General features: G+C 61.7%; 12 protein-coding genes. 4 read left to right on the top strand and 8 right to left on the bottom strand.

Annotated elements, in window-relative coordinates; translation table 11 throughout:
* Positions 1-111 precede the first annotated feature (111 nt).
* From OQE62_RS08440 to OQE62_RS08430, 3 genes are all read right to left on the bottom strand, one after another.
* Positions 112-2,133: a glucuronyl esterase domain-containing protein gene (locus OQE62_RS08440; protein ID WP_265721579.1), complete on the bottom strand. Its 2,022-nt coding sequence runs from the start codon at positions 2,131-2,133 to the stop codon at positions 112-114.
* 224 nt (positions 2,134-2,357) lie between these two features.
* Positions 2,358-4,082, bottom strand: a complete 1,725-nt coding sequence (locus OQE62_RS08435; protein ID WP_265721578.1) for a diguanylate cyclase — start codon at positions 4,080-4,082, stop codon at positions 2,358-2,360.
* Positions 4,083-4,383: 301 nt separating this feature from the next.
* A complete protein-coding gene (locus OQE62_RS08430) occupies positions 4,384-5,862 on the bottom strand; it encodes an alpha-N-arabinofuranosidase (protein ID WP_265721577.1) in 1,479 nt (492 codons plus the stop codon).
* Here OQE62_RS08430 and OQE62_RS08425 point away from each other — a divergent pair.
* Entirely contained in the window at positions 5,852-6,094 is a 243-nt protein-coding gene (locus OQE62_RS08425; protein ID WP_265721576.1) for a hypothetical protein, read from the top strand. The genes OQE62_RS08430 and OQE62_RS08425 overlap by 11 nt on opposite strands.
* Here the strand turns inward: OQE62_RS08425 and OQE62_RS08420 are convergent.
* From OQE62_RS08420 to OQE62_RS08405, 4 genes are all read right to left on the bottom strand, one after another.
* Positions 6,091-7,935, bottom strand: a complete 1,845-nt coding sequence (locus OQE62_RS08420; protein WP_265721575.1) for a family 43 glycosylhydrolase — start codon at positions 7,933-7,935, stop codon at positions 6,091-6,093. The two genes, OQE62_RS08425 and OQE62_RS08420, sit on opposite strands and share 4 nt — an antisense overlap.
* Before the next feature lie 71 nt (positions 7,936-8,006).
* Positions 8,007-9,944 carry a glycoside hydrolase family 97 protein gene (locus tag OQE62_RS08415; protein WP_265721574.1) on the bottom strand — a complete coding sequence of 646 codons (1,938 nt, stop codon included), beginning with the start codon at positions 9,942-9,944 and terminating at the stop codon, positions 8,007-8,009.
* A gap of 102 nt (positions 9,945-10,046) precedes the next feature.
* A complete protein-coding gene (locus OQE62_RS08410) occupies positions 10,047-11,003 on the bottom strand; it encodes a glycoside hydrolase family 43 protein (protein WP_265721573.1) in 957 nt (318 codons plus the stop codon).
* 112 nt (positions 11,004-11,115) lie between these two features.
* Positions 11,116-12,138, bottom strand: a complete 1,023-nt coding sequence (locus OQE62_RS08405) for a glycoside hydrolase family 43 protein (protein WP_265721572.1) — start codon at positions 12,136-12,138, stop codon at positions 11,116-11,118.
* Between the two features lie 175 nt (positions 12,139-12,313).
* Here OQE62_RS08405 and OQE62_RS08400 point away from each other — a divergent pair, with 175 nt between their 5' ends.
* The 3 genes from OQE62_RS08400 (at position 12,314) to OQE62_RS08390 (ending at position 19,787) form a co-directional block, all read left to right on the top strand.
* Positions 12,314-13,360: an arabinan endo-1,5-alpha-L-arabinosidase gene (locus tag OQE62_RS08400; protein WP_265721571.1), complete on the top strand. Its 1,047-nt coding sequence runs from the start codon at positions 12,314-12,316 to the stop codon at positions 13,358-13,360.
* A gap of 872 nt (positions 13,361-14,232) precedes the next feature.
* Complete coding sequence (locus OQE62_RS08395) at positions 14,233-16,617, top strand: glycoside hydrolase family 127 protein (protein ID WP_265721570.1); 2,385 nt, start codon at positions 14,233-14,235, stop codon at positions 16,615-16,617.
* A 347-nt stretch (positions 16,618-16,964) separates the two neighbouring features.
* Positions 16,965-19,787, top strand: coding sequence for a TonB-dependent receptor (locus OQE62_RS08390; protein ID WP_265721569.1), 2,823 nt, complete (start codon positions 16,965-16,967; stop codon positions 19,785-19,787).
* 46 nt (positions 19,788-19,833) lie between these two features.
* Here OQE62_RS08390 and OQE62_RS08385 read toward each other — a convergent pair whose 3' ends face one another.
* Positions 19,834-21,447, bottom strand: a complete 1,614-nt coding sequence (locus tag OQE62_RS08385) for a carbohydrate-binding protein (protein ID WP_265721568.1) — start codon at positions 21,445-21,447, stop codon at positions 19,834-19,836.
* Positions 21,448-21,623 lie beyond the last annotated feature (176 nt).

Here is a 21,623-nt window from a genome sequence, read left to right as displayed (position 1 = left end):
CATTCGATATGCCGCATGATGCCTATTTGAATGCCGGGTTAATAAAGGAACCTAGACAACTGTTAATACAATTATGAGACCCTTAATAGTTTCGACAGCCCCGCATACGCGTTATTGCAACGCCGGCGTATCCCAGTTTACCCAGCGATCGTAATCCACACTGAAATTGCCATCGGTGCGTGTCACATTGGTGTTGGCGGCGCCGTTACCGATCAGGAATCGGTCGACAAAATCGTTCAGCTCCGGCTGCTGCGAAGACGGGAACTGGCAGTGACTGTGACCGCCCACCTGGGAGACGCCCATATGGTCGGGAATGCCAAGCGCGTGCCAGATCTCCCGCGCCACCATCGAGGCGGTGTAGGTGCTCTCGTTGCCGAGCCATTCCATATCGGTGTTTTCGATCACCAGCAGTGCCCGCGGTGCCACCAGGCCCATGACTTCGTGGTGGTCGAACGGCAGGCGCGTGGCGGTGTTGGAGAACTGCGAGAAGGAATCGCGGAACCAGACATTTTCCGTCACTATCTGGCTGAGCGTCTGCACATTCTGGCCGGCGTCCTGCTGGGCGTCCGAGACCCGCCAGGCGGCGGCACCGCCGGAGCCGGATTCCTGCGGGATGGTCAGGTCGATGCGCTCGTCCAGGGCCCCGGCGATCAACGCGCCCTTGCCGTTGCGGGAACAGCCGGTGACACCCAGGCGCTCCGGGTCGATCTCCGTGGCGGGAGTCTGCTCCAGGGCATCGATCAGCCGGCTCACGCCCCAGGCCCAGGCGCTCATGGCACCGGCGGAGTGGTTGCTGCCGTACAACTGGTAGAACTTGCCCTGCCCGCGCGAGCCGCCATCCACCTGTTCGGCAATCTCGCTGTTGGGGAAATCGATCACTGCCACGCCGCGATTGCGCAGCGCATCGTTATCGAGATTCGATTCACCCACACCGATCATCGCCGGATAGGGAGGCTGGCCCGTAGTGGGCAGGCTGATGGAGGCGTTGAAGGAAATCGAACCGCCGCCGGAGGATACATTCACGGTGATACCGGAGCCGTTGCCGGACGCGCTGACGCTGGCGGTTTCCGGCGCGGGCTTTTCGCCTAGTTCGAAATGCTGGGCCTGGGCGCTGATCTCGGCGCGGCGGCAGGTCCAGTCATCCCGCGCGGCGATATCCGTACCGTCCATCGAGCGGAAAGGATCCGGCAGGCCGGCGATATCCGGCAACTGGCTGTAGGAGGGCATGGCGGGAATGGCGCAGTCGCGCCCTGAATTTTCGTCGCCGGAAGAACCGCCGGAGCTGGACGAACTCGACGAGCCGCCCCCGGATGAGGAACTGCTGGACGAGGAGGAGCCGCCGCCAGACACGGAGCCGAAGCCGATATAGCCGTTGCAGTGCAACCACTGGCTGTTGGAACCGCCACCGCAGGTATCATTGCCCCAGGCGCCGGTGTTGACGCTCTGGTCCTCGGCCTGTCGGGTATCGCCGTTCACTTGCAGGAAGTCCACCTCCACATCCCGGTCGCTGCCGTCGTCATTGGTGAATTCCAGCGTGACCTCGCCGCCCAGGTCACTGGTTGCGGTGTAGTCCTGCATGCTGGTGGACAGGGTCCAGGTCTGCACCGCGGTGCCGCCGATGCCCAGGGTCACCGATTCCTCGCCACTGGTGCCTCTGGCCCTGACCAGGAAAGTGCTGCCACTGCCGCCGGAGGAACCCGAAGCGCTGGAAGCACTGCTGCTGGAACTGCTGGAGCTGGACGAGGAGCTGGATGAAGAGCCGCCCGACGAGGTGCCGCTACAGACCGGCAATTCGAAGCTGCCATCGTGGTTGCCCTGCAGACCGAAACTGGCACTCTGCCCCACCGACAGGTTGCCGTTCCAGCTACAGCAGTTGGCGAAAGACGGCGTCGCGCTGTCGCCGCCGCTGACGTCGGCATTCCAGCTGCTGGTAACGCCGGCGGGCTCGCCGAAATCCAGCGTCACCTCCCAGCCGCTGATGTCGCCGGGGCCGTCGTTGGTGACGGTTACGTCCAGTTGGTAGCCGCTGTTCCAGACATTGGTGGGCGTTACGGTACAGCTATACGAGGCCCACACCGGCCCGGCGGCGAGGATGCCCACCAGTAACATGGCAGATCGATATAAAACTCTCATCGGATCGCTTCTCCACTTTTTTTGATGACTTATTGTTTTGGGCACCAGAAATCCCTGTCGGTGATGCTGGGGAAAAGCTTTTTCTGCGCACTATATGTTAGCGCTACCGGAAAGTGCACAGATAAAACGACGATGTCAAGGAGAGAGCGCCGGGATGGGGGCCGGTGGGTCAAGTGGCGCCCTACTCTTTCGGGAAAAGAGATCTGGGCCACAGGGGAAAACGATCACGGGGAGAGCAGTTGTCGTTTGCCCGACTGCACGAATCCGGGCGAATCGCCGGCTTCCGGCGAGGCGGTTACCACCCGGTTGCGCCCCGCCTGCTTGGCCCGGTACAGGGCCGTATCCGCGGCCTGGAGCAACTGCACCGGCGCACTGAAACCGTTGTTCTCCAGGTCCGCCACACCGGCACTGATGGTGAGCGGCATACCGTTCGGTTCCAGTTCCGCCACTTTGCGTACCAGCCGCTCCGCCAGTACCCGGGACTGCGCCAGGTCCGTGCGCGGCAACAGTATCGCGAATTCCTCGCCACCGTAGCGGCAGGCCGTTACCGGTTTGCGTACCTGGTTGCGGATAAGCTGGCCGATGCCGTGAATGACCAGGTCGCCCTGGTGGTGACCGTGGCGGTCATTGATATCCTTGAAATGGTCCAGGTCCATCATCAGCAGCGACAGGGGGGTACCGGAACGCCCGGCGAGGTCGAACTCCCGCGACAACTGTTCCTCGAAAAAGCGGCGATTGTAGAGACCGGAGAGCTGGTCGATATAACCGCGTTTGCGAATCAGGCGTACCCGTGCACCGAGCGCCAGCGACAACAGTACCATCTCGACCAGTGCCGCCACCTGGAACGCATTGTGGGTATAACCATTGTGCGGCAGCCAGCCGAAGGTTTTCACCACGTAGATGATCACACTGGCAATCAGCGTCGCCCAGCCGAGCATGAAATAGCGGGCCGAAACCGAGCCGCGCAGCATGCTGATACTGCCCATAGCCAGTAACAGCACACCGACGGCCAGGGCAATCATCGTAACCGCCGTGACAACGATCCGGTAGCCGGCCAGCGGTGCGATCGCTCCCAGCAGAATCAACACAAACTGCACTGCCCGCGCCAACCGGTCCGTGCGCGGCGCCAGTATGGCGGCGGCACAGACCTCGCGGGCAAACCGGGTGGCGAACAGTAACGACAGGGCCACCAATACGATCAGGCTCCAGTTGGCCAGCCACGGATTATCGGGCCAGGCAAACTGGAACGCGATACCGTTGATGACGGCGAAGTAGAGACCGTAGCTGAGTGCATAGGCCATATAGTAGATGTAGGCCCTGTCCCGCACGGCGATAAACAGGAAGAGGTTGTAGAGCACCAGTACCAGGAAACCGCCGTAATAGATGCCGAGCAGCAATTGCTCCAGGCCCAGCCGCGCCAGAAAGGCGTGTTCGCGGCTGACCGACAGGCCGATATTGAGAGATCCCTGGCTGGCATAGCGCAGGTAGTAGGTGCGCTCGCTCCGGGCCGGCAGGGTCACCGGAAAAACGAAATCCCGCAGCGCCAGCGGACGGTTGTGGAACGGCCGGCGGTCGCCGGTGGCTATCCGCTGCCAGTTGCCGCCCGCATCCTGCCCCCAGAAATCCAGGTAGTCGATCAGCGGGTAATCCTGGCGGATCAGCAGCGACACGGATTCGTCGGTGGGATTGCGCAGGGTGAAAGCCACCCAATAGGCGGAGCGGCTATAGCCGAAATTGGCCGCGGCCCGATTCCAGGGTTTGAGGCGATCCCGGTAGGCGGGGGAACGGACCCGGTTGAAATCCAGCTCGCCGCCCGGGTCTTCCAGCAGGCGGAGCTCGGGGATCAGGGATGTGGATTGCAGGTCGGGCGAAACCGTCAGCGCGGCCGCGTCAGCAGCGCCGAACAGGCAGAGAAGAAATATCCCCCGGAAAATATAAGCCAGCTTCATTCCTTAAAGCCCAATCCATCAAACGGGTTATCTGTGGGGGCTCTGCCTCCGTGCGTGGCCCGGAGGCATGGATATTAACACAGATGCAGCGGGGCACTGGTTGTCCGTTGACGACTTTGGCCCGGGCCGCGAATTGTCTTTATATAAAATCATGACATTTTTGTGCTGTTTTCAACCCAGAAACAGGTACCCAGGTTCCAGGTAGGGTGTGCCGTGCGCACCGGCCGATTCCGATGGAAGGCTCGCGCCATCGGTGCGCACGGCACACCCTGCCGGGCTATTTACGCTCCCCGTTTCTCTGTCATTCGAGCCCGACAACCAGTACGGACTTGGCCGGAATATCGAGGGTCAGGTTGCCGCTGTCGGCGCTGGCGCTGTAGTCGGCCGGCTTGACGGACCCCGGATTCTCGAAGGTATTGTGCGCATCCATGGCGTCGGCGGTGAGCAGCTGGCCCCGGGCTTCGGTGATCTCCATCCCTTTTACATCGACCGTCACCTGCTGCGCGGCCTGCGGATCCAGGTTGACCAGCGATAGGTACAGCTCGCCGTCTTCGCCGCGGGCGGCGGAGGCGCTGACGGACGGGATTGTCCTGTCGCCGCTGCGGTAGCTACCCGGGTTGGCAATCTCCAGCGGCAGCGAGGTCGCGTCCTGGAAAACCTTGTACATGCCGTAAGTGTGATAGGTGGGCGTGAGGGCCATTTTTTCCTCATCGGTGAGGATCATGGCCTGCAGTACATTCACCATCTGGGCAATATTGGTCATGCGCACCCGGTCGGCGTGGCGGTGGAAAATATTGAAGTTGAGGGCGGCCACCAGTGCATCGCGCAGGGTGTTCTGTTGATAGAGAAAGCCGGGCTCCCTGCCCTCTTCCGGGTTGTACCAGGTACCCCACTCGTCCACGTAAAAGCCGATCTCGTTTTCGGGATCGTTTTTCTCCAGCACCTTCTTGTTTGCGCGAATAAATTCGTCCATGCGCAGTGTCTGCCAGAGCGTGGAGGCCCACTGGTCTTCACCGAAACCGGTGGACTCGCCCTTGTCGTCCCACTCGCCGGTGGGCAGGGTGTAGAAGTGGAAGCTGATACCGTCCATCTGGCGCTGGATATTCCGGCTCAGCACATCGGTCCACTCGGTATCGTCGGTGTGGCCGCCGCTGGCGACGAACTTCGGTTCGCTACCGGGCGGAGTCTTCAGGAAGGTGGCGAAGTGGTTGTAGAGGTCGGAATAGTATTCGGGGCGCATATGGCCGCCGCAACCCCAGGCTTCATTGCCAATTCCGAAATAGGCGATCTCCCAGGGTTCCTCGCGACCGTTTTTGCGGCGCTCCTCCACCACCGCGGACTCGCTGTCGCCGGTCATGTATTCCAGCCACTCGGCCATTTCCCGCGGGTTGCCGGTACCCAGGTTGCCGTTGACATAGGCCTCGGTGTCAAGCAGTTCCACCAGCTCGAAAAACTCGTGGGTGCCGAAGGCGTTGTCCTCGGCCACGCCACCCCAGTGGGTGTTGACCCGCACCGGGCGCTCATCGCGCGGGCCGATGCCGTCGCGCCAGCGGTATTCGTCGGCAAAGCAGCCGCCGGGCCAGCGCACCAGCGGTACCTCGATATCCCGCAGGGCCTCGATCACGTCGGTGCGGAAACCGCGGATATTGTCGATATCGGAATCCTCACCGACCCAGATACCGCCGTAGATGCCGCGGCCGAGATGTTCGGCGAACTGGCCGTAGATATCGCGGTTGATGGTGGCGCCTGGTCGGGTGCTGTCGATTTCGATGCGAGTCATCGACTCCTCCTGTGCCACTGCAGGCAGTGACAGACAGCAGGCGGTGGCCGCCAGCCAGGTTTTGAGTTTTGTGTTCATGTTTTCCCTCGCTTTATTGATTATTGGAGATATTGCTAAAAAAAAGGTGGTATACATCAGCGATGCAACCACCCAAGCCCGATTGGAAACAGGCGCGAACAACAAACTGCAAATTAATAACTGTACCTCAATGCCTGCAGGTGGTGCCTCTTAACCTCTCGCGGGTATTTTGCGCAGCTGGAATTTCTGGCAATCGTTATCCGCCCGGGGTGCCTGGGCAAAGCCGGTGCCCTCGGCCAGGCCGCAGTGGGCCAGGTCCAGGCTGTGCCCGCTCTCGCGGTTGAGAATCTGCAGACTGCCATCGGCCAACGGCTCCATACGCCACTGGCTGCTGGTGCTGTCGCAACTGCCGGCTACCGCCGGCGCGCCGGGCACTACCGCGTTGTCGGCAATGGTCATGCACCGGTCGCCGGAGCGCAGGTTTACGAAGCCCTGCTCTACCGGCTCCGCAATCCAGCGCTGGCAATCGCTGCCGTTCCAGGCGCCCTGGTCGATGGCGTCGCCACTGCAGCTCTGCAACACGCGGCCACTCTGCACACTGGCGATGGCAACTTCTTCTGCCGGCTGCAAACGCCACTGGTCGCAGCCCTCGTCGCTGCAGTTGACCGCGGTGAGTGGCCGATCGGTCTGGCGGTTGATCAGTTCCACCCAGCCGTTTTCGTCCTGCTTCAGCTCCCAGCGCTGCGCTTCGGTATTGGTCCAGGGAGCGAGTTCGCTTTCCGCCCCCAGGAACTGGTCGCTGGCGACATTCGCCAGTCGGTAGGCGCCGTCGGCGGTGTTGTCCAGTACCCAGCGGGTGCCGCTTTCGCCGCAGGCACCGAGACCGGAACCGGCCAGGCACTCTTCGCCCCTGCCGTTGACCAGCTGCCACTGCGCGCCCTGGACCTGCACGGTCAGCGGGCCGTTTTCACCGGAGGGCAGCTTCTGCGGTTCGCCCTCGGGTACCGGCTCGCCGAAGTCCGGGGTGCCGTCTTCATTCCAGGTGAATTTCTGTGCGCGCACCGAGCGGGTTGCGCTGCAGCCGTCGGTCTCTTTCGAGTTGCCGTGGTAGACAATCCAGTCTTCGCTGCCGTCCGGCGACTCGAAGAAGCCGTTGTGGCCCGGGCCGTAGACGCCGTTGCCGCGCTGGAATACCGGCTCGGGGTATTTGGTCCAGTGATCGGGGTTCATCGGGTCGTCGCCGGTGAGTTCCTTCATTGCCAGTTTGTAGTCCGGTGTGTCGCAGTAGCTGGCGGAGTAAATCAGGAAAGTGCGGCCGTCCTTTTTCAGAATCTCGGCGCCCTCATTGACCTTGCGACCGCTCTTTTCCCACTCGGCTTCCGGACGGGTCAGCACCTTCCGCGGACCTTCGATGGTCCACGGGTTGGTCATTTTGGAAATCCAGTTCAACTGCTCGTCGCCAACCCACTCGGACCAAAGCAGGTAGAGTTCGCCATTGTGCTCGAGATAGGAGCCGTCGATATTCCAGCTGTCCGGCATCGGCGAGCCCTTGTAGACATAGGGGCCCATGGGATCGTCGCCGACACTCTCCAGTACCGACAGGTGCTGGTGGTCCAGGGTACCGTGCTGGCCGGAGGTGTACATCAGGTACCAGCGCGGGCCATTGGGACCGTCCAGGCGATGGAATTCAAACGCCCAGAAGTTACAGCAACGGGCGGGGTCGGTATCGGACCAGACATTGACCGGTGCCGCCGTGGCCAGGCCGTCCAGGGTGGGCGACTTGCGCATCACCAACTGGGAGGTCCATGTGGTGGTGGTCAGGTAGTAGTTGCCGTCGTGGTACTCCAACCACGGGTCGGCGCCGTTGCTGAACAGCGGGTTGGCGAACAGGCCTTCCGGCAGTTCACCTTGGCTGCTTCTGGCCCCGGTGGCCGGGGTTTCGGCGTTCGCCGCCGGGGCCGCGGAGTCTTCGGCGGGTTTACAGGCGCTCAGTGCGGTGAGCGCCAGGCCGGCAGCGAGAATGCCGGGCCAGCGTTTGAAAGAGTCATTTATCATCTTTTCTTTACCTCGTCGGAACATCTTTCACCTGCAGGCACATTGCCTGCGGGCCGGCCCCTACAGTCTTTTCAGTTTTGTGCCAGGTCCGCGGCCGGGAACTTCATGATGAAACCACTGCGCTCCTGAATTGTCACCGCAACGGCACTGCCGGTTTCCACTTCGCTGCGGGCGAACTGACGCGGCGTTTTGCCATCGGTAATCAATTCCCCCACGCGCGGGCCTATAAACGACAAGTCCAGTTGCAGTTCGCGGTCCTTGTCTTCGCCGTTGATGCCGGCGATATGCCAGGTGTCGCCGCTGCGGCGCGCCACAACGGCGAACTTGCCCGGGTAACCGGCGAGCAGGCGGCTCTCGTCCCAGGCCACCGGAATATCGCCCAGGTAGTCGCGGACATACCCCGGCACCTGTGCCATACCCTCGCCGGTTTCGGCAATATTCTGCAGGCCGGACAGGAAGAGTACCGGCAGGGCCAGTTCAAGGCCGTTGCTGGTGTGGCGTTCGATACCCGGAATTTCGGAAAACACCGTGGGCGTAAAGTCCATGGGGCCGAAGACATTGCGGGTAAACGGCAGCATGGCCATATGTTTGGGGGCCGAGTCGGCGTTCTCCTGCTCGAAGGTGATGAACTCGAATCCGCGCACCGATTCCATGGTCATCAGGTTGGGGAAAGTGCGATGCAGTCCGCGCGGCAGTGTGGTGCCGTGGAAATTCACCAGCAGTTCGAAGTCCGCTGCATCCTCAAGGATATCCCGGTAGTAGGCGATCACCGACTGGCCGTCGCCGGGGAAAAAATCCACCTTGATGCCGGCGATGCCCATTTTCTGCAGGCGCGCAAACTCGGCGCGGCGCTGTTCGCGGGTGAGCAACGCACTCTTGGGTGTGAACTCGGTTTTGTTCCAGTCGCCGGAGGAGTTGTACCAGAGCAGCAGACGGACGTGCTTCCGGGCGGCGTAGTCCGCCAGCTCGGCAATTCTGTCGTAGCCGATGTTCTGGTCCCAGTTCACATCCACCAGGGTGTACGGCCACCCCATATCCGCCGCGTAGTCGATAAAGCGCTTCTGGGTTTCGTAATTTACCGAGTCGTCCTTCAGCAGCGCCCAGCTCCAGCTCGCCAGCCCCGGTTTCACCCAGGGCATCGCGGCCACGGCCGGATCGGCCAGGTCGGTCACCAGCGTGGATTGCGCAATGGTCGGCAGGTCGCCGATGGCGATAATCCGCCAGGGCGATTCGAGCGGCAGCTCTCCCTGTGCCATCAGGGCACCGCCGGTGACTTTTTCCGGCGCCATCGGATAGCCGATACGGTATTCTCCGCCGGGCGCATCGGGCTGCAGCCGCGACCCGTGGTAGCTGCCGTCCATACCCGCTTCCGTGACCAGGGCCCAGCCGCCGGCAGTGTGGAAGAGTGCGGGGAAAACCCAGCCGGCCTCGGAGGGAGATGCCTCGCCGACGGGAATGTCCATCCGATAGTATTCCTCATAGGAAGGATTGGTGTTGGCGAAGCCGGTCTGCGCCACCGCCGCGGGTTGCAGCCAGGCGCGGCTGTCGCTGGCAAAATCGAAGCTTGTCAACTCCTCCCGCACTTTGTATCGACGGTCCCCGGGCACCCGATAGCGGATGGCAACGCCATCGGCGCTGACGCGCAATACAATTTCCAGTTTCTGCTCGTCCGCATTCTCCACCTGGAAAATCCGCTGATTGGTGCGGTAGGCGACTTTGCGCTGTTTGCCCTGGTGCAGCGTATAGTCTTCGGCTACCTGCGTGGCGACACTGGCGGTAAGTCCGTACAGATCGGACCCCAGGTCGCGGTCTTCCAGCTTCAGGCCCAGGCGCGAGGATTCCAGCACCGGCTTTCCGTCCCGGCTGATACGGTAGCGCAGTTGTCGCTCGGCATTCAGCGACAGGGTAACCACGGTGCGTCCATCCGCACTTCGCAGCTTGTACTCTTCGCCCCCGCCGCAGGCGGTCAGGCAAAGTGACAATATGGCAAACAACAGAATCCGTTTCATAAATCGCGCTCATTCAATCGAAAGTTTATTCGGCGCGCCGCCCAACCGCATGGCAGTATTTGGGCGACGCGACGAACGTCCACCCCGTGGAGATTAATCCTCTTACTCCACCGGGTCCACACCCTCAGATGTCATGATCACACGCTGGATAGTGCCGTCCGGGTTGTAGTGCAGATCGTCGATGGCAACAGAGCGGCGGTAGCTACCACCTTTCGGTGTACCGCCATTGTGATAGATGAAGTAGGAATTGCCCTTGTACTCGATGATCGACTGGTGGTTGGTGTTCGAGTTGCCCGCCAGCTCGTTGAGGATGCCCTGGTATTCCCAGGGGCCCTCGATGGACTTGCTCATGGCGTAGGCGGTTTTTTCCGGGAAGCCTTTGGCGTAGCTCAGGTAGTAGTATTCGCCGTGCTTGTGCACATACAGCGCTTCGGTGAAATCCGGCAGGTCCATATCGTGGATCGGGCCATCCAGCTCCACCATATTGTCTTTCAGTTTCGCCCAGCGGGCTTTTGTATTGCCCCAGAAGAGGTAGGCCTGGCCGTCGTCGTCGATGAATACAGCCGGGTCCAGGTCGTCCCAGTCGATATCGGTGTCGGTGGTCATGTCGTTGCTGACCAGCGCCTCGCCCAGGGCATCCTTGAAGGGGCCGGTGGGGCTGTCGGACACCGCCACGCCGATGGCGAAGCCGGGCTTGGTATCGTCGTGGCGCACGGTGGTGTAGAAATAGAACTTGCCGTCCTTCTCCACCACATGGCTGGCCCAGGCATCGCTCTTGGCCCAGTCGAAATCCTCCACTGCCAGCGGCGAGCCGTGGTTTTCCCAATTCACCATGTCGGTGGAGGAAAACACCAGCCACTTGTTCATCTTGTAGAAGTCTTTGTTGTCTTCCGCCTCGTCGTGGCCGGTGTACAGGTACACGGTATCGTCGTGCACCATGGCCGCCGGGTCAGCGGTGAGCACATCGGTGATGATGGGATTGTCCGCCTGGGCGGAAAATGGCAGGGCAGCGGACATCGCCAGGCCGGCAAGGCCGTATTTGTTGATGTTTTTCATCATGCTGAAGCTCTTTTTAACCATCGTTTTTTGTAGGGTGCGCCGTGCGCACCGGAACAACCCGAAATTTTCACCAAATCCAGGCGGTGCGCACGGCGCACCCTACGGTCCCGCGTCAATCTTTTTCGTTCTGGCGGAAGTCGGGCATGCCGTTCTCATCCCAGTGCAGCTCCCGCACGCGGGTGTGGCGGTTGGGATCGCTGAGTGGCGAGCCCTTCAGCTCGCGGTAGTCGCGCGCGTGGTACACCAGCAGATCGGTTTCGCCGTCCTCGGCCAGGGTGAAACTGTTGTGGCCGGGGCCGAAACGTTTCAATTCGGCATTGGTGGAAAACACCGGCTCGGGTGACTTGTGCCAGGAATCCGGGTCCATCAGGTCTGCATCGGCGTCCGCCCACAAGAGGCCTACGGCATAGTTGTGATCCGTGGCGCTGGCGGAGTAGGTCATGAAGATGCGCCCGTTTTTCTTCAGCACCGCCGCGCCTTCATTGACCTTGTGGCCGATGATTTCCCAATCGAGCCTGGGCTCCGACAGGGTGATGACCGGCTGTTTGATCTCTGTGGGTGAAGCCATTTCCGCCATCAGCAGCGCCGAGCCCCGCTCGCCCTCGGCATCGTATTGCGCCCAGACGAGATAGCGCTTGCCTGCGTGGGTAAAACTGGTGGCGTCCAGGGAGAAGCTGTCCACCGGCGTGGCGATACGACCCATTTCCTGCCACTCCCCCTGCAGCGGGTTGGCGGCTTCATTCCGCAGGGTGTACATGCGGATTTTCCACGGATTCTCGGCCTCGCCGGCGGCGAAGTATATGTACCAGGCACCGTCGATGCGGTGCAGTTCCGGCGCCCAGATATGGGCACTCATGGGGCCGCTGCTGTGCTTGCGCCAGACAACCTCCGCCCCGGCCTCCGCAAGGCCGGCGATACTGGTGGCCCGGCGCAACTCTATGCGATCGTATTCTGGTGCCGTGGCGATAAAATAGTAGTAGCCGTCGGAGTGACGGAAGACCCAGGGGTCGGCGCGTTGCGCGATCAGGTGTGTCGACTCGCCAGCGCCCCGCTCCGCCGCCAGAGCCGGTATCGGCAGCAGGCAGGCACAGCCCAGCAGGAGGGCAAACAGAGTCCGTTTAATTGGTTCGAGCATCGTCATCGCCATCGTTATTCTTGTGATTGCGTCGCCGTCTTTGCGGCGCTTGCTGTATTTTAAACGATATTATTATAATACTAATAACGTCACAACCCCGGCAGCCGGGACATTGTGACCACGATAATGAGAGCCGTTTTCCGGCAACCATATATATAAGAAGAGAGAAGTTCCTATGTTCCGCTATGCGCCCTCCCCTCTTCGCGCCGGCGCCGCCGCGCTGACCGGCCTGTTACTGAGCGCCTGCAGCCACGCCGATCCGCAACCGCCCCGCCAGGTCAGTATTCACGACCCGGTAATGACCCAGGAAGGCGACAGCTACTACCTGTTCAGCACCGGCCCCGGCATCACCATCTACCGCTCGGACAACCTGGTGGACTGGCAGCCGGCTGGCCGCGCCTTCCCGGGCGAGCCGGACTGGGCCCGCGAGGCAGTGCCGGACTTCGCCGGCCATCTCTGGGCGCCGGATATCATCGCGCGCCACGGGCGCTTCTACCTCTACTACTCCGTCTCCGCCTTCGGCAAGAACACCTCCGCCATGGGTGTGGCCATCAACGAAACCCTGGATCCGGACTCCCCCGACTACCAGTGGAAAGACCAGGGCATGGTGCTGCAGTCGATCCCCCACCGGGACAACTGGAACGCAATCGACCCGAATATCGTGCTCGACGACGAGGGCACCGCCTGGATGAGTTTCGGCTCCTTCTGGGGCGGCCTGAAACTGGTAAAACTGGACGAAACCTGGACGGCGCCGTCGGAATCCCGGGAGTGGCACACCCTCGCCCGCGGCGAGCGCCCCCCGTTCACCCCTGCCGACCAGGCCGGCCCCGAGGAAATCGAAGCGCCGTTTATCTTCAGGAAGCACGGCTATTACTACCTGTTTATCTCCCGCGGCCTCTGCTGTCGCGGTGACGACAGTACCTACCGCCTGGCCGTGGGCCGCGCCAAAGAGGTGACCGGGCCCTATCTCGATAAAAACGGCAAGGATATGGCCAATGGCGGCGGCAGCCCGCTGATCGCCGGCAACGAGCGCTGGCCGGGGCTGGGGCACAACAGCGCCTACACCTTCGACGGCAGGGACTACCTGGTACTGCACGCCTACGCGGCCGCCGACGACGGCCTGCAGAAACTGAAGATCCTGGATATGAAATGGGACGACGAACTGTGGCCGGTGGTGGACCCGGCGCAGCTGGACAGCTACCAAAGCCGGCTCGTCGAATAATCGCCACCATAAATAATGGGCTGCGTGCCCATCGTTCGGGATTGATGGGCACGTCGCTGCGCTCCTATGCCCATCCTACGGAGCCGGGGAGACTTCGGGCCGAGGGGGGAGCTGTTCCGCCACCGCGGCGCCGCCGAATGCCCTCTCCCCAACCCTCTCCCAAAGGGAGAGGGAGCTGTTCTCCTTCTCCCACGGGGAGAAGGCCGGGATGAGGGGGCGATTGTTCTGCCACCGCGGCGGCGCCGGATGCCCTCTCCCCAACCCTCTCCCGAAGGGAGAGGGAGCTGTTCTCCTTCTCCCGCGGGGAGAAGGCCGGGGTGAGGGGGTGGTTGTTCTGCCACCGCAGCGCCGCCGAATGCCCTCTCCCCCGCCCTCTCCCGGAGGGAGAGGGAGCTGTTCTCCTTCTCCCGCGGGGAGAAGGCCGGGGTGAGGGGGTGGTTGTTCTGCCACCGCAGCGCCGCCGAATGCCCTCTCCCCCGCCCTCTCCCGGAGGGAGAGGGAGCTGTTCTCCTTCTCCCGCGGGGAGAAGGCCGGGGTGAGGGGGTGGTTGTTCTGCCACCGCGGCGGCGCCGTATCCCCGCTCCCCACCCCTCTCCCGGAGGGCGAGGGAGCTGTTCTCCTTCTCCCCCGGGGAGAAGGCCGGCCTGAGGGGGCGGTTGTTCTGCCCCCGCGGCGCCGCCGGAGGCCCTCTCCCCAACCCTCTGCCGGAGGGAGAGGGAGCTGTTCTCCTTCTCCCGCGGGGAGAAGGCCGGGATGAGGGGGCGGTTGTTCTGCCACCGCGGCGCCGCCGGATGCCCTCTCCCCAATCCTCTCCCGGCGGGAGAGGGAGCTACACGAGTTTCTTTTTCAACGTATCTGCCGGCAGAAAAACCATGAAAACAATAATCCCCGCACTCAGCCTCTGCATCCTCACCGCCACCGGATGCAGCAAACCACAACCACCGTCGGCCAGCGGCGCGCCGGTGGAGAAATTCCCGCTCGCCGACGTCCGCCTGCTGGATAGCCCCTTCAAACATGCCCAGGACAAAAACATCGAATACATCCTGGCCATGGACCCGGATCGGCTGCTGGCCCCCTACCTGCGCGAAGCGGGCCTGGAACCGGAGGCGGAAAGCTACGGCAACTGGGAAAACACCGGCCTCGACGGCCATATCGGCGGCCACTACCTGACCGCACTGAGCCTCGCCTACGCCGCCACCGGCAACCGGGAGGCCAAAACCCGCCTGGACACAATGCTCGATATACTGCAGCGCGCCCAGCGGGAAAACGGCGACGGCTATCTCGGTGGTATTCCCGACGGCGCGTCAATGTGGCGGCAGATTGCCGCGGGCGAGATTGACGCGGGCCTCTTCTCCCTGAACGAAAAATGGGTGCCCCTCTACAACATCCACAAGACCTACGCCGGCCTCCGCGACGCCTGGCTGCACACCGGCAGCGAACAGGCGCGGGAGATGCTGATCGAATTGTCGGACTGGGGCGCTCGGCTGATTGCGAAGCTGTCGGACGAACAGGTCCAGGAAATGCTCAGGAGCGAGCACGGCGGCCTGAACGAGGTCTACGCCGATGTGGCCGAAATTACCGGCGACAGAAAATACCTGGAAGTAGCCAGGCGATTATCGCACCGACAGATTCTGCAACCGCTGGAAGAACACCGCGACGCCCTCACCGGCCTGCACGCCAATACCCAGATTCCGAAAGTGATTGGTTACAAACGCGTCGGCGACCTGGCCGGCAACAGCCAGTGGCAGGACGCCGCCGAGTACTTCTGGAACCAGGTCGTGGAAGAACGCACCGTGGCCATCGGCGGCAACAGTGTGCGCGAGCACTTCCACGAACTGGACGACTTCTCCCCGATGGTGGAAGAAGTGGAGGGGCCGGAAACCTGCAACACCTACAATATGCTCAAGCTCACGGAGCTGCTCTACCGGGGCGATCCGGAGCCTCGCTATGTGCGCTACTACGAGCGCGCCCTCTACAACCACATCCTCTCTTCCCAGAACCCCGACACCGGCGGACTGGTGTACTTCACCCCCATGCGCCCCCAGCACTACCGCATCTACTCGCAACCGCAGAAAGCCATGTGGTGCTGTGTCGGCTCGGGAATCGAAAACCACAGCAAATACGGCGAGATGATCTACGCCCACCGCGGCGACGAACTTTTCGTCAACCTGTTTATTCCGTCGAGACTGCAGTGGCACGAAACCGGATTGACCCTGACCCAGCGCAATCGCTTCCCGGACGCGGAAAACACGGCACTGGAAATCCAGGGAGACGCAGAGGCAACGCTGCACCTGCGTTACCCCGCCTGGGCATCGGAAGGTGAATTCCGGATCCGCGTCAACGGCGAAGCCGTTTCCCACAGGGCCGAAGCCGGCAGCTATGTTTCCATCAGGCGCCACTGGCAAAATGGCGACCGCATCGAAATCGACCTGCCCATGCACGCGGAACTGGAACAGATGCCGGACCAGTCCGACTACTTCGCACTGGTCTACGGCCCGGTGGTGCTGGCGGCCAAAACCGAGCCGTTTGCCGACGAGCAACTGGACTTCTTCGCCGACGACAGCCGCATGGGCCATATTGCCAGCGGCCCCATGTGCGCACTGGAGAGTGCGCCGCTGTTCGCCAGCGAAGACCACAGTTTTATCCGCGACCTTGAGCCCCTGCCCGGAGACAGCCTGCGCTTCGCCGCACCGGAAGCCCTGCGCACCGAGGGCCAGGGGGCTCTGGAGCTGATTCCGTTTTTCCGCCTGCACGAAGCGCGCTATATGCTCTACTGGCCGGTGACCACACCGGAGAAGCTGGCCGAGCGCCGCCGGACCGGGACGGAAGCGGACCGCGCGCGCCTGGCACTGGCGGAACAGACCATCGACAGTGTCTCCCCCGGCGAACAGCAACCGGAATCCGACCACTTCTTCGCCGGCGGCGATACCGAAGCCGGTATCCACAAAGGCCGCCACTGGCGCCACGCCAGCGACTGGTTCAGCTACCGGCTCAGGGATCCGCAGCGCGAGGCGCAGACACTGCGTATCACCTATTACGGCCTGGATGACGGTCGCGAATTCGATATCCTCCTGAATGGCACAAAGCTGGCCGATGTCTCCCTCGAGGGCGACAGAGGGGACGAGTTTTTCAGCGTGGATTACGCACTGCCGGCCGCGCTGCGGGATCGCGAGGATGCGGCGCTGGAACTGCGCTTCGAGGCGGAACCCGGCTCCGTGGCCGGCGGTATTTACGGCGTTCGATTACTGCGGGAATAGCCCCGCAGCCGGACTGCCGTAGGAGCTGCTTTGCAGGCGAATGGTCAACGGACCCCGATCTTTTTCGCCTGCACGGCAGGCTCTTACGGTGCTCTGTTTGCACATTGCTACGGACAGTTTTTCCCTACCACACCTCCCATTCCTGCCCCCTACTGACACCTCTCTCAACGCACCGGCAAAGGCGTTGACAAGCCCCTGAAATCGGCGTAAATGTAATATGGTAGCGCTACCAGAAAAACGGTAACCGCTAACAATAATAAGTAGCCAGCGCCACTGGGGCGCTCTCGGAGCTGTACGGTCGGGATCGCCGGCGCATATCAATAATAAAAGCGATGAGAGGAACCACGATGTTTGCCAGAAACAGACTCGCCCATGTCATTATCGCCGCGGTCGCATCCGGCCTCGGCAGCCAGTCACTGCTCGCACAGGAAGCCACCACCGACGAAAGCGACAGCCTGTCCCTCGAGGAAGTCGAAGTAACCGGCTACCGGGACGCACTGCTGAACTCCACCGCGGCGAAACGGAACTCCGTGGGTTTCAAGGATGAAGTCTTCGCCGACGATATGGGCAAGATGCCCAGCCAGAACCTCGCCGAGTCCCTGGCGCAGATTCCCGGGGTCAAGATCAGCCGCGAAGTCAGCGGCGAGGGACAGCGGATTGCCGTGCGCGGCCTGGGGCCCGCCTTCACAAAAATTGCGCTCAACGGCAACTCCATCGGCATCGCCTCCATGGGCAATCTCAACCAGAGCGGCAACGGCGGCCAATTGGCCGGCCGCGAGGTGGACCTGGATATATTCCCCACCGAGCTGTTCGGCAGCCTCACGGTGGAAAAGACGGCCACCGCGCGGCAACTGGAAGGCGGCGTTACCGGTTACGTCAATATGCGCACCATGCGCGCCTCCGACCTGGGGGACGGCCACAACACCCGCTTCGCCCTGGAGAGCGACTACCGCGCCTCCAATGGCGAAACCAGCCCCAAGGGTGCCTTTACCTACAGCTTCAACAACGACCAGTTCGGGGCCCTGGTAACCGTGGTCAACAAGGATGCCAACCGGCATGTGGACGGCTACGAAACCGTGGGCAACAACGCCCAGTTCGGCTGCCTGATCACCGACCAGCCCGACAGCGTGGACTGCCGCGATTCGGATACCAGCGCCACCTTCCGCTTCACCGACGTGGCCTCCGCCGACTACGCCGCCGCCCACGACGGCGTCAGCGAAGGCGATACCATCGATATTTACCAGAGTGCCGGTCTCTCGGAAGATGAACTCAACAGTGCGGGCATGCCCTATATCGGCCGCGTGATGACCACCCAGGGGCAGAAGGAATCCCTGTCCTCCCTGCTGTCGTTCCAGTATCGCCCCCACGACCGCATGGAGGCATCGCTGGATATCGTCCACGCCGATACCGAAGCGGACTTTGTGCGCACCGAGGTCATGCACTTCTATCGCCGCAACTACGACACACCCTATATCCCGGAGAATTTCCAGCTGGTGGATAACGGTAATGGCAACCGCCTGCGCAGCGGCACCTTCTACGGCAACCGCGCCTGGGTCGGCTCCCGGGATTACGACGAAGATCTCAGCTACCTGTCCATCATGCCCAGCGTCGACTGGCAGATCAGCGATGCCTGGAAGCTGAATGTATCGGCCAGCAAATCGGATTCCGAATTCGAGCGCGACAACCCCTACGGCCTCTTCTTTACCGGAGAGGGCACCATGACCTTCGCCGACGATGGCGATGTGCCCACGGTCGAGCACACCGGCTTCGATAACTACCAGGACTATATGATGGCGGACAGCGGCTATTTCCGCGTCGGCCACGAAGACCGGGAAACCGAAACCCGGGGCTTTCACGCCCAGCTTGAATGGGGGGAGGATGCGGATGTCAACGGCGTCATCTTCGGGATCGCCTCGGACGAGATATCGTCCAGGCACCGGTTCTACGACATTCCCACGGACCTGGACGAATACCTGACGGCCAACGGTGCCGACAACGTGAAAGCGGCCCTGGGGGATTACATCACCCCCATCGACATGGGCGAGAATATCGACAACTACAACGGCTTCGACCGTGTCGGTGACCTCGACTGGAACGCCTTCAAGAAAGCCGTCAACTATGCCGGCATGAACCTGCAGCCAAACGATATCACCGAGATTTCAGAGGAGGTGACGGCCTTCTTCGTGGAGACCAACCTGGAGACGGAAGTGGCCGGCCGCCCGCTGCGCGCCAACGGCGGCGTCCGCTATGTGGACACCGACCAGTATGTGGCCACCGACACCGGCGCCACCAACGAAGACTATACCAAGATACTGCCCTCGCTGAGTGCGGTGCTGGATGCCACCGACAGTATCAAGCTGCGCGTCAGCAGTTCCCGCAGCCTCACCCGGGCCAACCCCGCCGACATGTTCCCCAACTCCGCCTGGGCGGGCTCCGGTATCGACTCCGTCAATACCGGCAACCCCAACCTGCAACCGTTCGAGTCCAGTAACTTCGATATCGGCGGCGAGTGGTATTTCAATGAGCTGGGATATGTGGGCCTCACCTACTTCACCAAGGATGTCACCGGCTTTACCGCCACCTCGACGATTCCGGTCAACTTCGAGGACCTGGACGAGTGGGGCATCGATACCAGCGACCTGAGCCAGACCCAGGAGGACCAGCTGTCCCTGTGTTCCCCCGATTGTATCGTCACGGTCGAAACCACGGAGAATATCAACGGCGCCACCGAGGTGGACGGCTGGGAGGCGGTCTGGGTGCAACCGCTGGAGTTCCTGCTGCCCGGCCTAGGCTTCAATACCAGTGTCACATTCATCGATGCCGTCAACGAGAATGGAGACGAAATATCGGGGGTTTCGGATTCCTACAGCGGCACCGCCTACTATGAAAACGACATCGTGCAGGTACGGTTGACCTACTATCACCAGGAGGGAGCCCACCAGTTCGACTCCTGGGGTGCGCCCGTTACCGGCCGGGATCGCAGCCAGCTGGATCTGTCCGCCAGCTACCGACTACCGTTCCTGCCGGACAACGATCTCAGTATCACCTTCGATGCCTACAACCTGACCAACGAGAAAATCTCCAGCTACATGGAGCTGGACAACAGCCAGACCTTCAACAGCTATTCCCCCGGCGCCATGTACACCCTGGGCATTCGCGGGAGTTTCTGACTCCCCCATCCCCGGTAGCAGCAAAGCTACCGGGGGCGGCCCGGCATCAGAGCCGGGTTACAGTAAACCAGTTGATATTCCAGCCGCCCTGCGCGGCGTAGATCCCGAAATCGAAAGGGCCGGCGGGAAGCTGCACTTCCATACTGACGGTCTGCCAGTTCTGCCAATCGCCAGTTGCCGGGATATTCACGGTGCCCAGTTGTGTCTGGCCCGCATTCAGGTCCAGGGAGGCACTCCCGCCGCTGGGGCTGGCAACACGCATCTCGATCCGATAGGTACCTGCCGCCGGCAGGCTCATACCCGCGTAGGCCATCCAGTCCCCGGTCTCGATCCAGCCGACGTTTTCGCCACCGCCCGTGTCGGTGGTCGCCTCGAGCTGCACGCCACTCATGCTGGAATAATCTTCGGCCTCGGTGTGCAGGCTGAAGCCATCCGGGTTGGAATCGTCACAGGCATCCGCCGTGGTCGGCTCCCAGAAGTAGGTGCTGATGGTGGGGTCGTAACCCGGGTTGTCGTGCTCGGCAATATAGTAACCGCCCTGGTAGGCGACCACGTCGCCGGCCACATAGGAGGTGCCCTGGGACCACTGCGGGCAGTTGCCAGTATCGCCGCCGGAGCCGCCACCGCTGTTACCCGTTTCGCTGTCGATGACACCCAGCAGGCTGTTGGCACCGCTCGCGTCCTGCGACAGTTCCCAGATCATCACACCCGAACCTTCCTCCAGGGCCAGCCGGGTTTTCGCACGAATGGTGGGGATACCGTTGTAGGTAATGTAGTTGCAGTTGGCACAAAGACTGCCGATCACATCCTGCTGGGCCGCGGCACTGCCGAACTGCGCCACGATATCGGCGATGGAGTAGCTCGGCGCATAGCTGCCGAAACCGTAGCCGTAAAAAGGAACACCGAGAACCAGCTTGTCGGCACTCAGGCCGCGCGCCCGCCAGGTGTCGATATGCGATACCGCCTGCTCGTAGCTGGAATGCTCTATTCCCGGCGTTCCCCAGCTGGGGCCCACCGCGTCATAGGACATGATATTGACGAAATCAAAATACGGCAGCGAGGAGGTGGGCACCATACCGCCGTTGTAAGAGGCGGTTGCGGAAGTCAGCAGTTTTCCCGCGGGCAGGCCGTTGCGCAGCTCCTGGATGAACGGCGTGTAATTGCCGGCGTTGTCGATCTCCGTGAGCACACCACCTTCAATATCCACATCCAGGCCATCGAGGTTGTGGGTAGCGACAAAGTCCAGCAGGTTGTTCACCGTATTGGCCCGGTTGGCGGGATCCAGCAGGCTCTGCCAACTCCCCGAGCAGGCCGGAATCACCCCGCCGGCAACGGAAACCAGCACCTTCACGCCCGCCTGGTGGGCCTGATCGACAACGTAGGCAATGTCCGCGCCGCTGACATTGCCCCCGTTGGGCCCGGCCATACAGACCGGGTTGCCGCCGACTGCCACCACACCGCTGGCATCGGGGTTCAGGAAAGACAGATTGATATGTGTCAGCTTGTCGAGATCGGTCGAGTCGACAATCGCCGGCATATTCTTGTAGGAGGGGATATAACCCACCACCCTGTCCGCCGCCTGCGCCAGCGTTGTTGACAGCAGCAGAGCAGACAGCGCTGTCATTTTGCCGAATATTTTTGATTTATTGAAAGCTTTCATTGGCAGTCCCTTGTTTGTGAAACCGTGTGTTGTGAAAAAGTATTGTTGAAAGTTTTTTGATTGGTACTCACGAACCACGATCGAATGTATCAGCCCCGCTTCCGGCAAACCACTGTCGTGAAAAGATAATCCGTCCCGATTCTTTCATCTCGAGTATCGGGAACCGAGGCAACACC

This window comes from Microbulbifer halophilus (assembly GCF_026183675.1).
In the GTDB taxonomy this organism is placed as follows: domain Bacteria; phylum Pseudomonadota; class Gammaproteobacteria; order Pseudomonadales; family Cellvibrionaceae; genus Microbulbifer; species Microbulbifer halophilus.
Note: the sequence above shows the minus strand (reverse complement) of the source record. Positions and strands in the feature narration are given on the sequence as shown.

Excerpts from the sequence above, each read along its gene's own strand:
- OQE62_RS08385 (WP_265721568.1), bottom strand. The coding sequence starts at position 21,447 with ATGAAAGCTTTCAATAAATCAAAAATATTCGGCAAAATGACAGCGCTG.
- OQE62_RS08395 (WP_265721570.1), top strand. The coding sequence starts at position 14,233 with ATGAAAACAATAATCCCCGCACTCAGCCTCTGCATCCTCACCGCCACC.
- OQE62_RS08440 (WP_265721579.1), bottom strand. The coding sequence starts at position 2,133 with ATGAGAGTTTTATATCGATCTGCCATGTTACTGGTGGGCATCCTCGCC.
- OQE62_RS08415 (WP_265721574.1), bottom strand. The coding sequence starts at position 9,944 with ATGAAACGGATTCTGTTGTTTGCCATATTGTCACTTTGCCTGACCGCC.
- OQE62_RS08430 (WP_265721577.1), bottom strand. The coding sequence starts at position 5,862 with ATGACTCGCATCGAAATCGACAGCACCCGACCAGGCGCCACCATCAAC.
- OQE62_RS08405 (WP_265721572.1), bottom strand. The coding sequence starts at position 12,138 with ATGCTCGAACCAATTAAACGGACTCTGTTTGCCCTCCTGCTGGGCTGT.
- OQE62_RS08420 (WP_265721575.1), bottom strand. The coding sequence starts at position 7,935 with ATGATAAATGACTCTTTCAAACGCTGGCCCGGCATTCTCGCTGCCGGC.
- OQE62_RS08435 (WP_265721578.1), bottom strand. The coding sequence starts at position 4,082 with ATGAAGCTGGCTTATATTTTCCGGGGGATATTTCTTCTCTGCCTGTTC.
- OQE62_RS08410 (WP_265721573.1), bottom strand. The coding sequence starts at position 11,003 with ATGATGAAAAACATCAACAAATACGGCCTTGCCGGCCTGGCGATGTCC.
- OQE62_RS08400 (WP_265721571.1), top strand. The coding sequence starts at position 12,314 with ATGTTCCGCTATGCGCCCTCCCCTCTTCGCGCCGGCGCCGCCGCGCTG.
- OQE62_RS08425 (WP_265721576.1), top strand. The coding sequence starts at position 5,852 with ATGCGAGTCATCGACTCCTCCTGTGCCACTGCAGGCAGTGACAGACAG.
- OQE62_RS08390 (WP_265721569.1), top strand. The coding sequence starts at position 16,965 with ATGTTTGCCAGAAACAGACTCGCCCATGTCATTATCGCCGCGGTCGCA.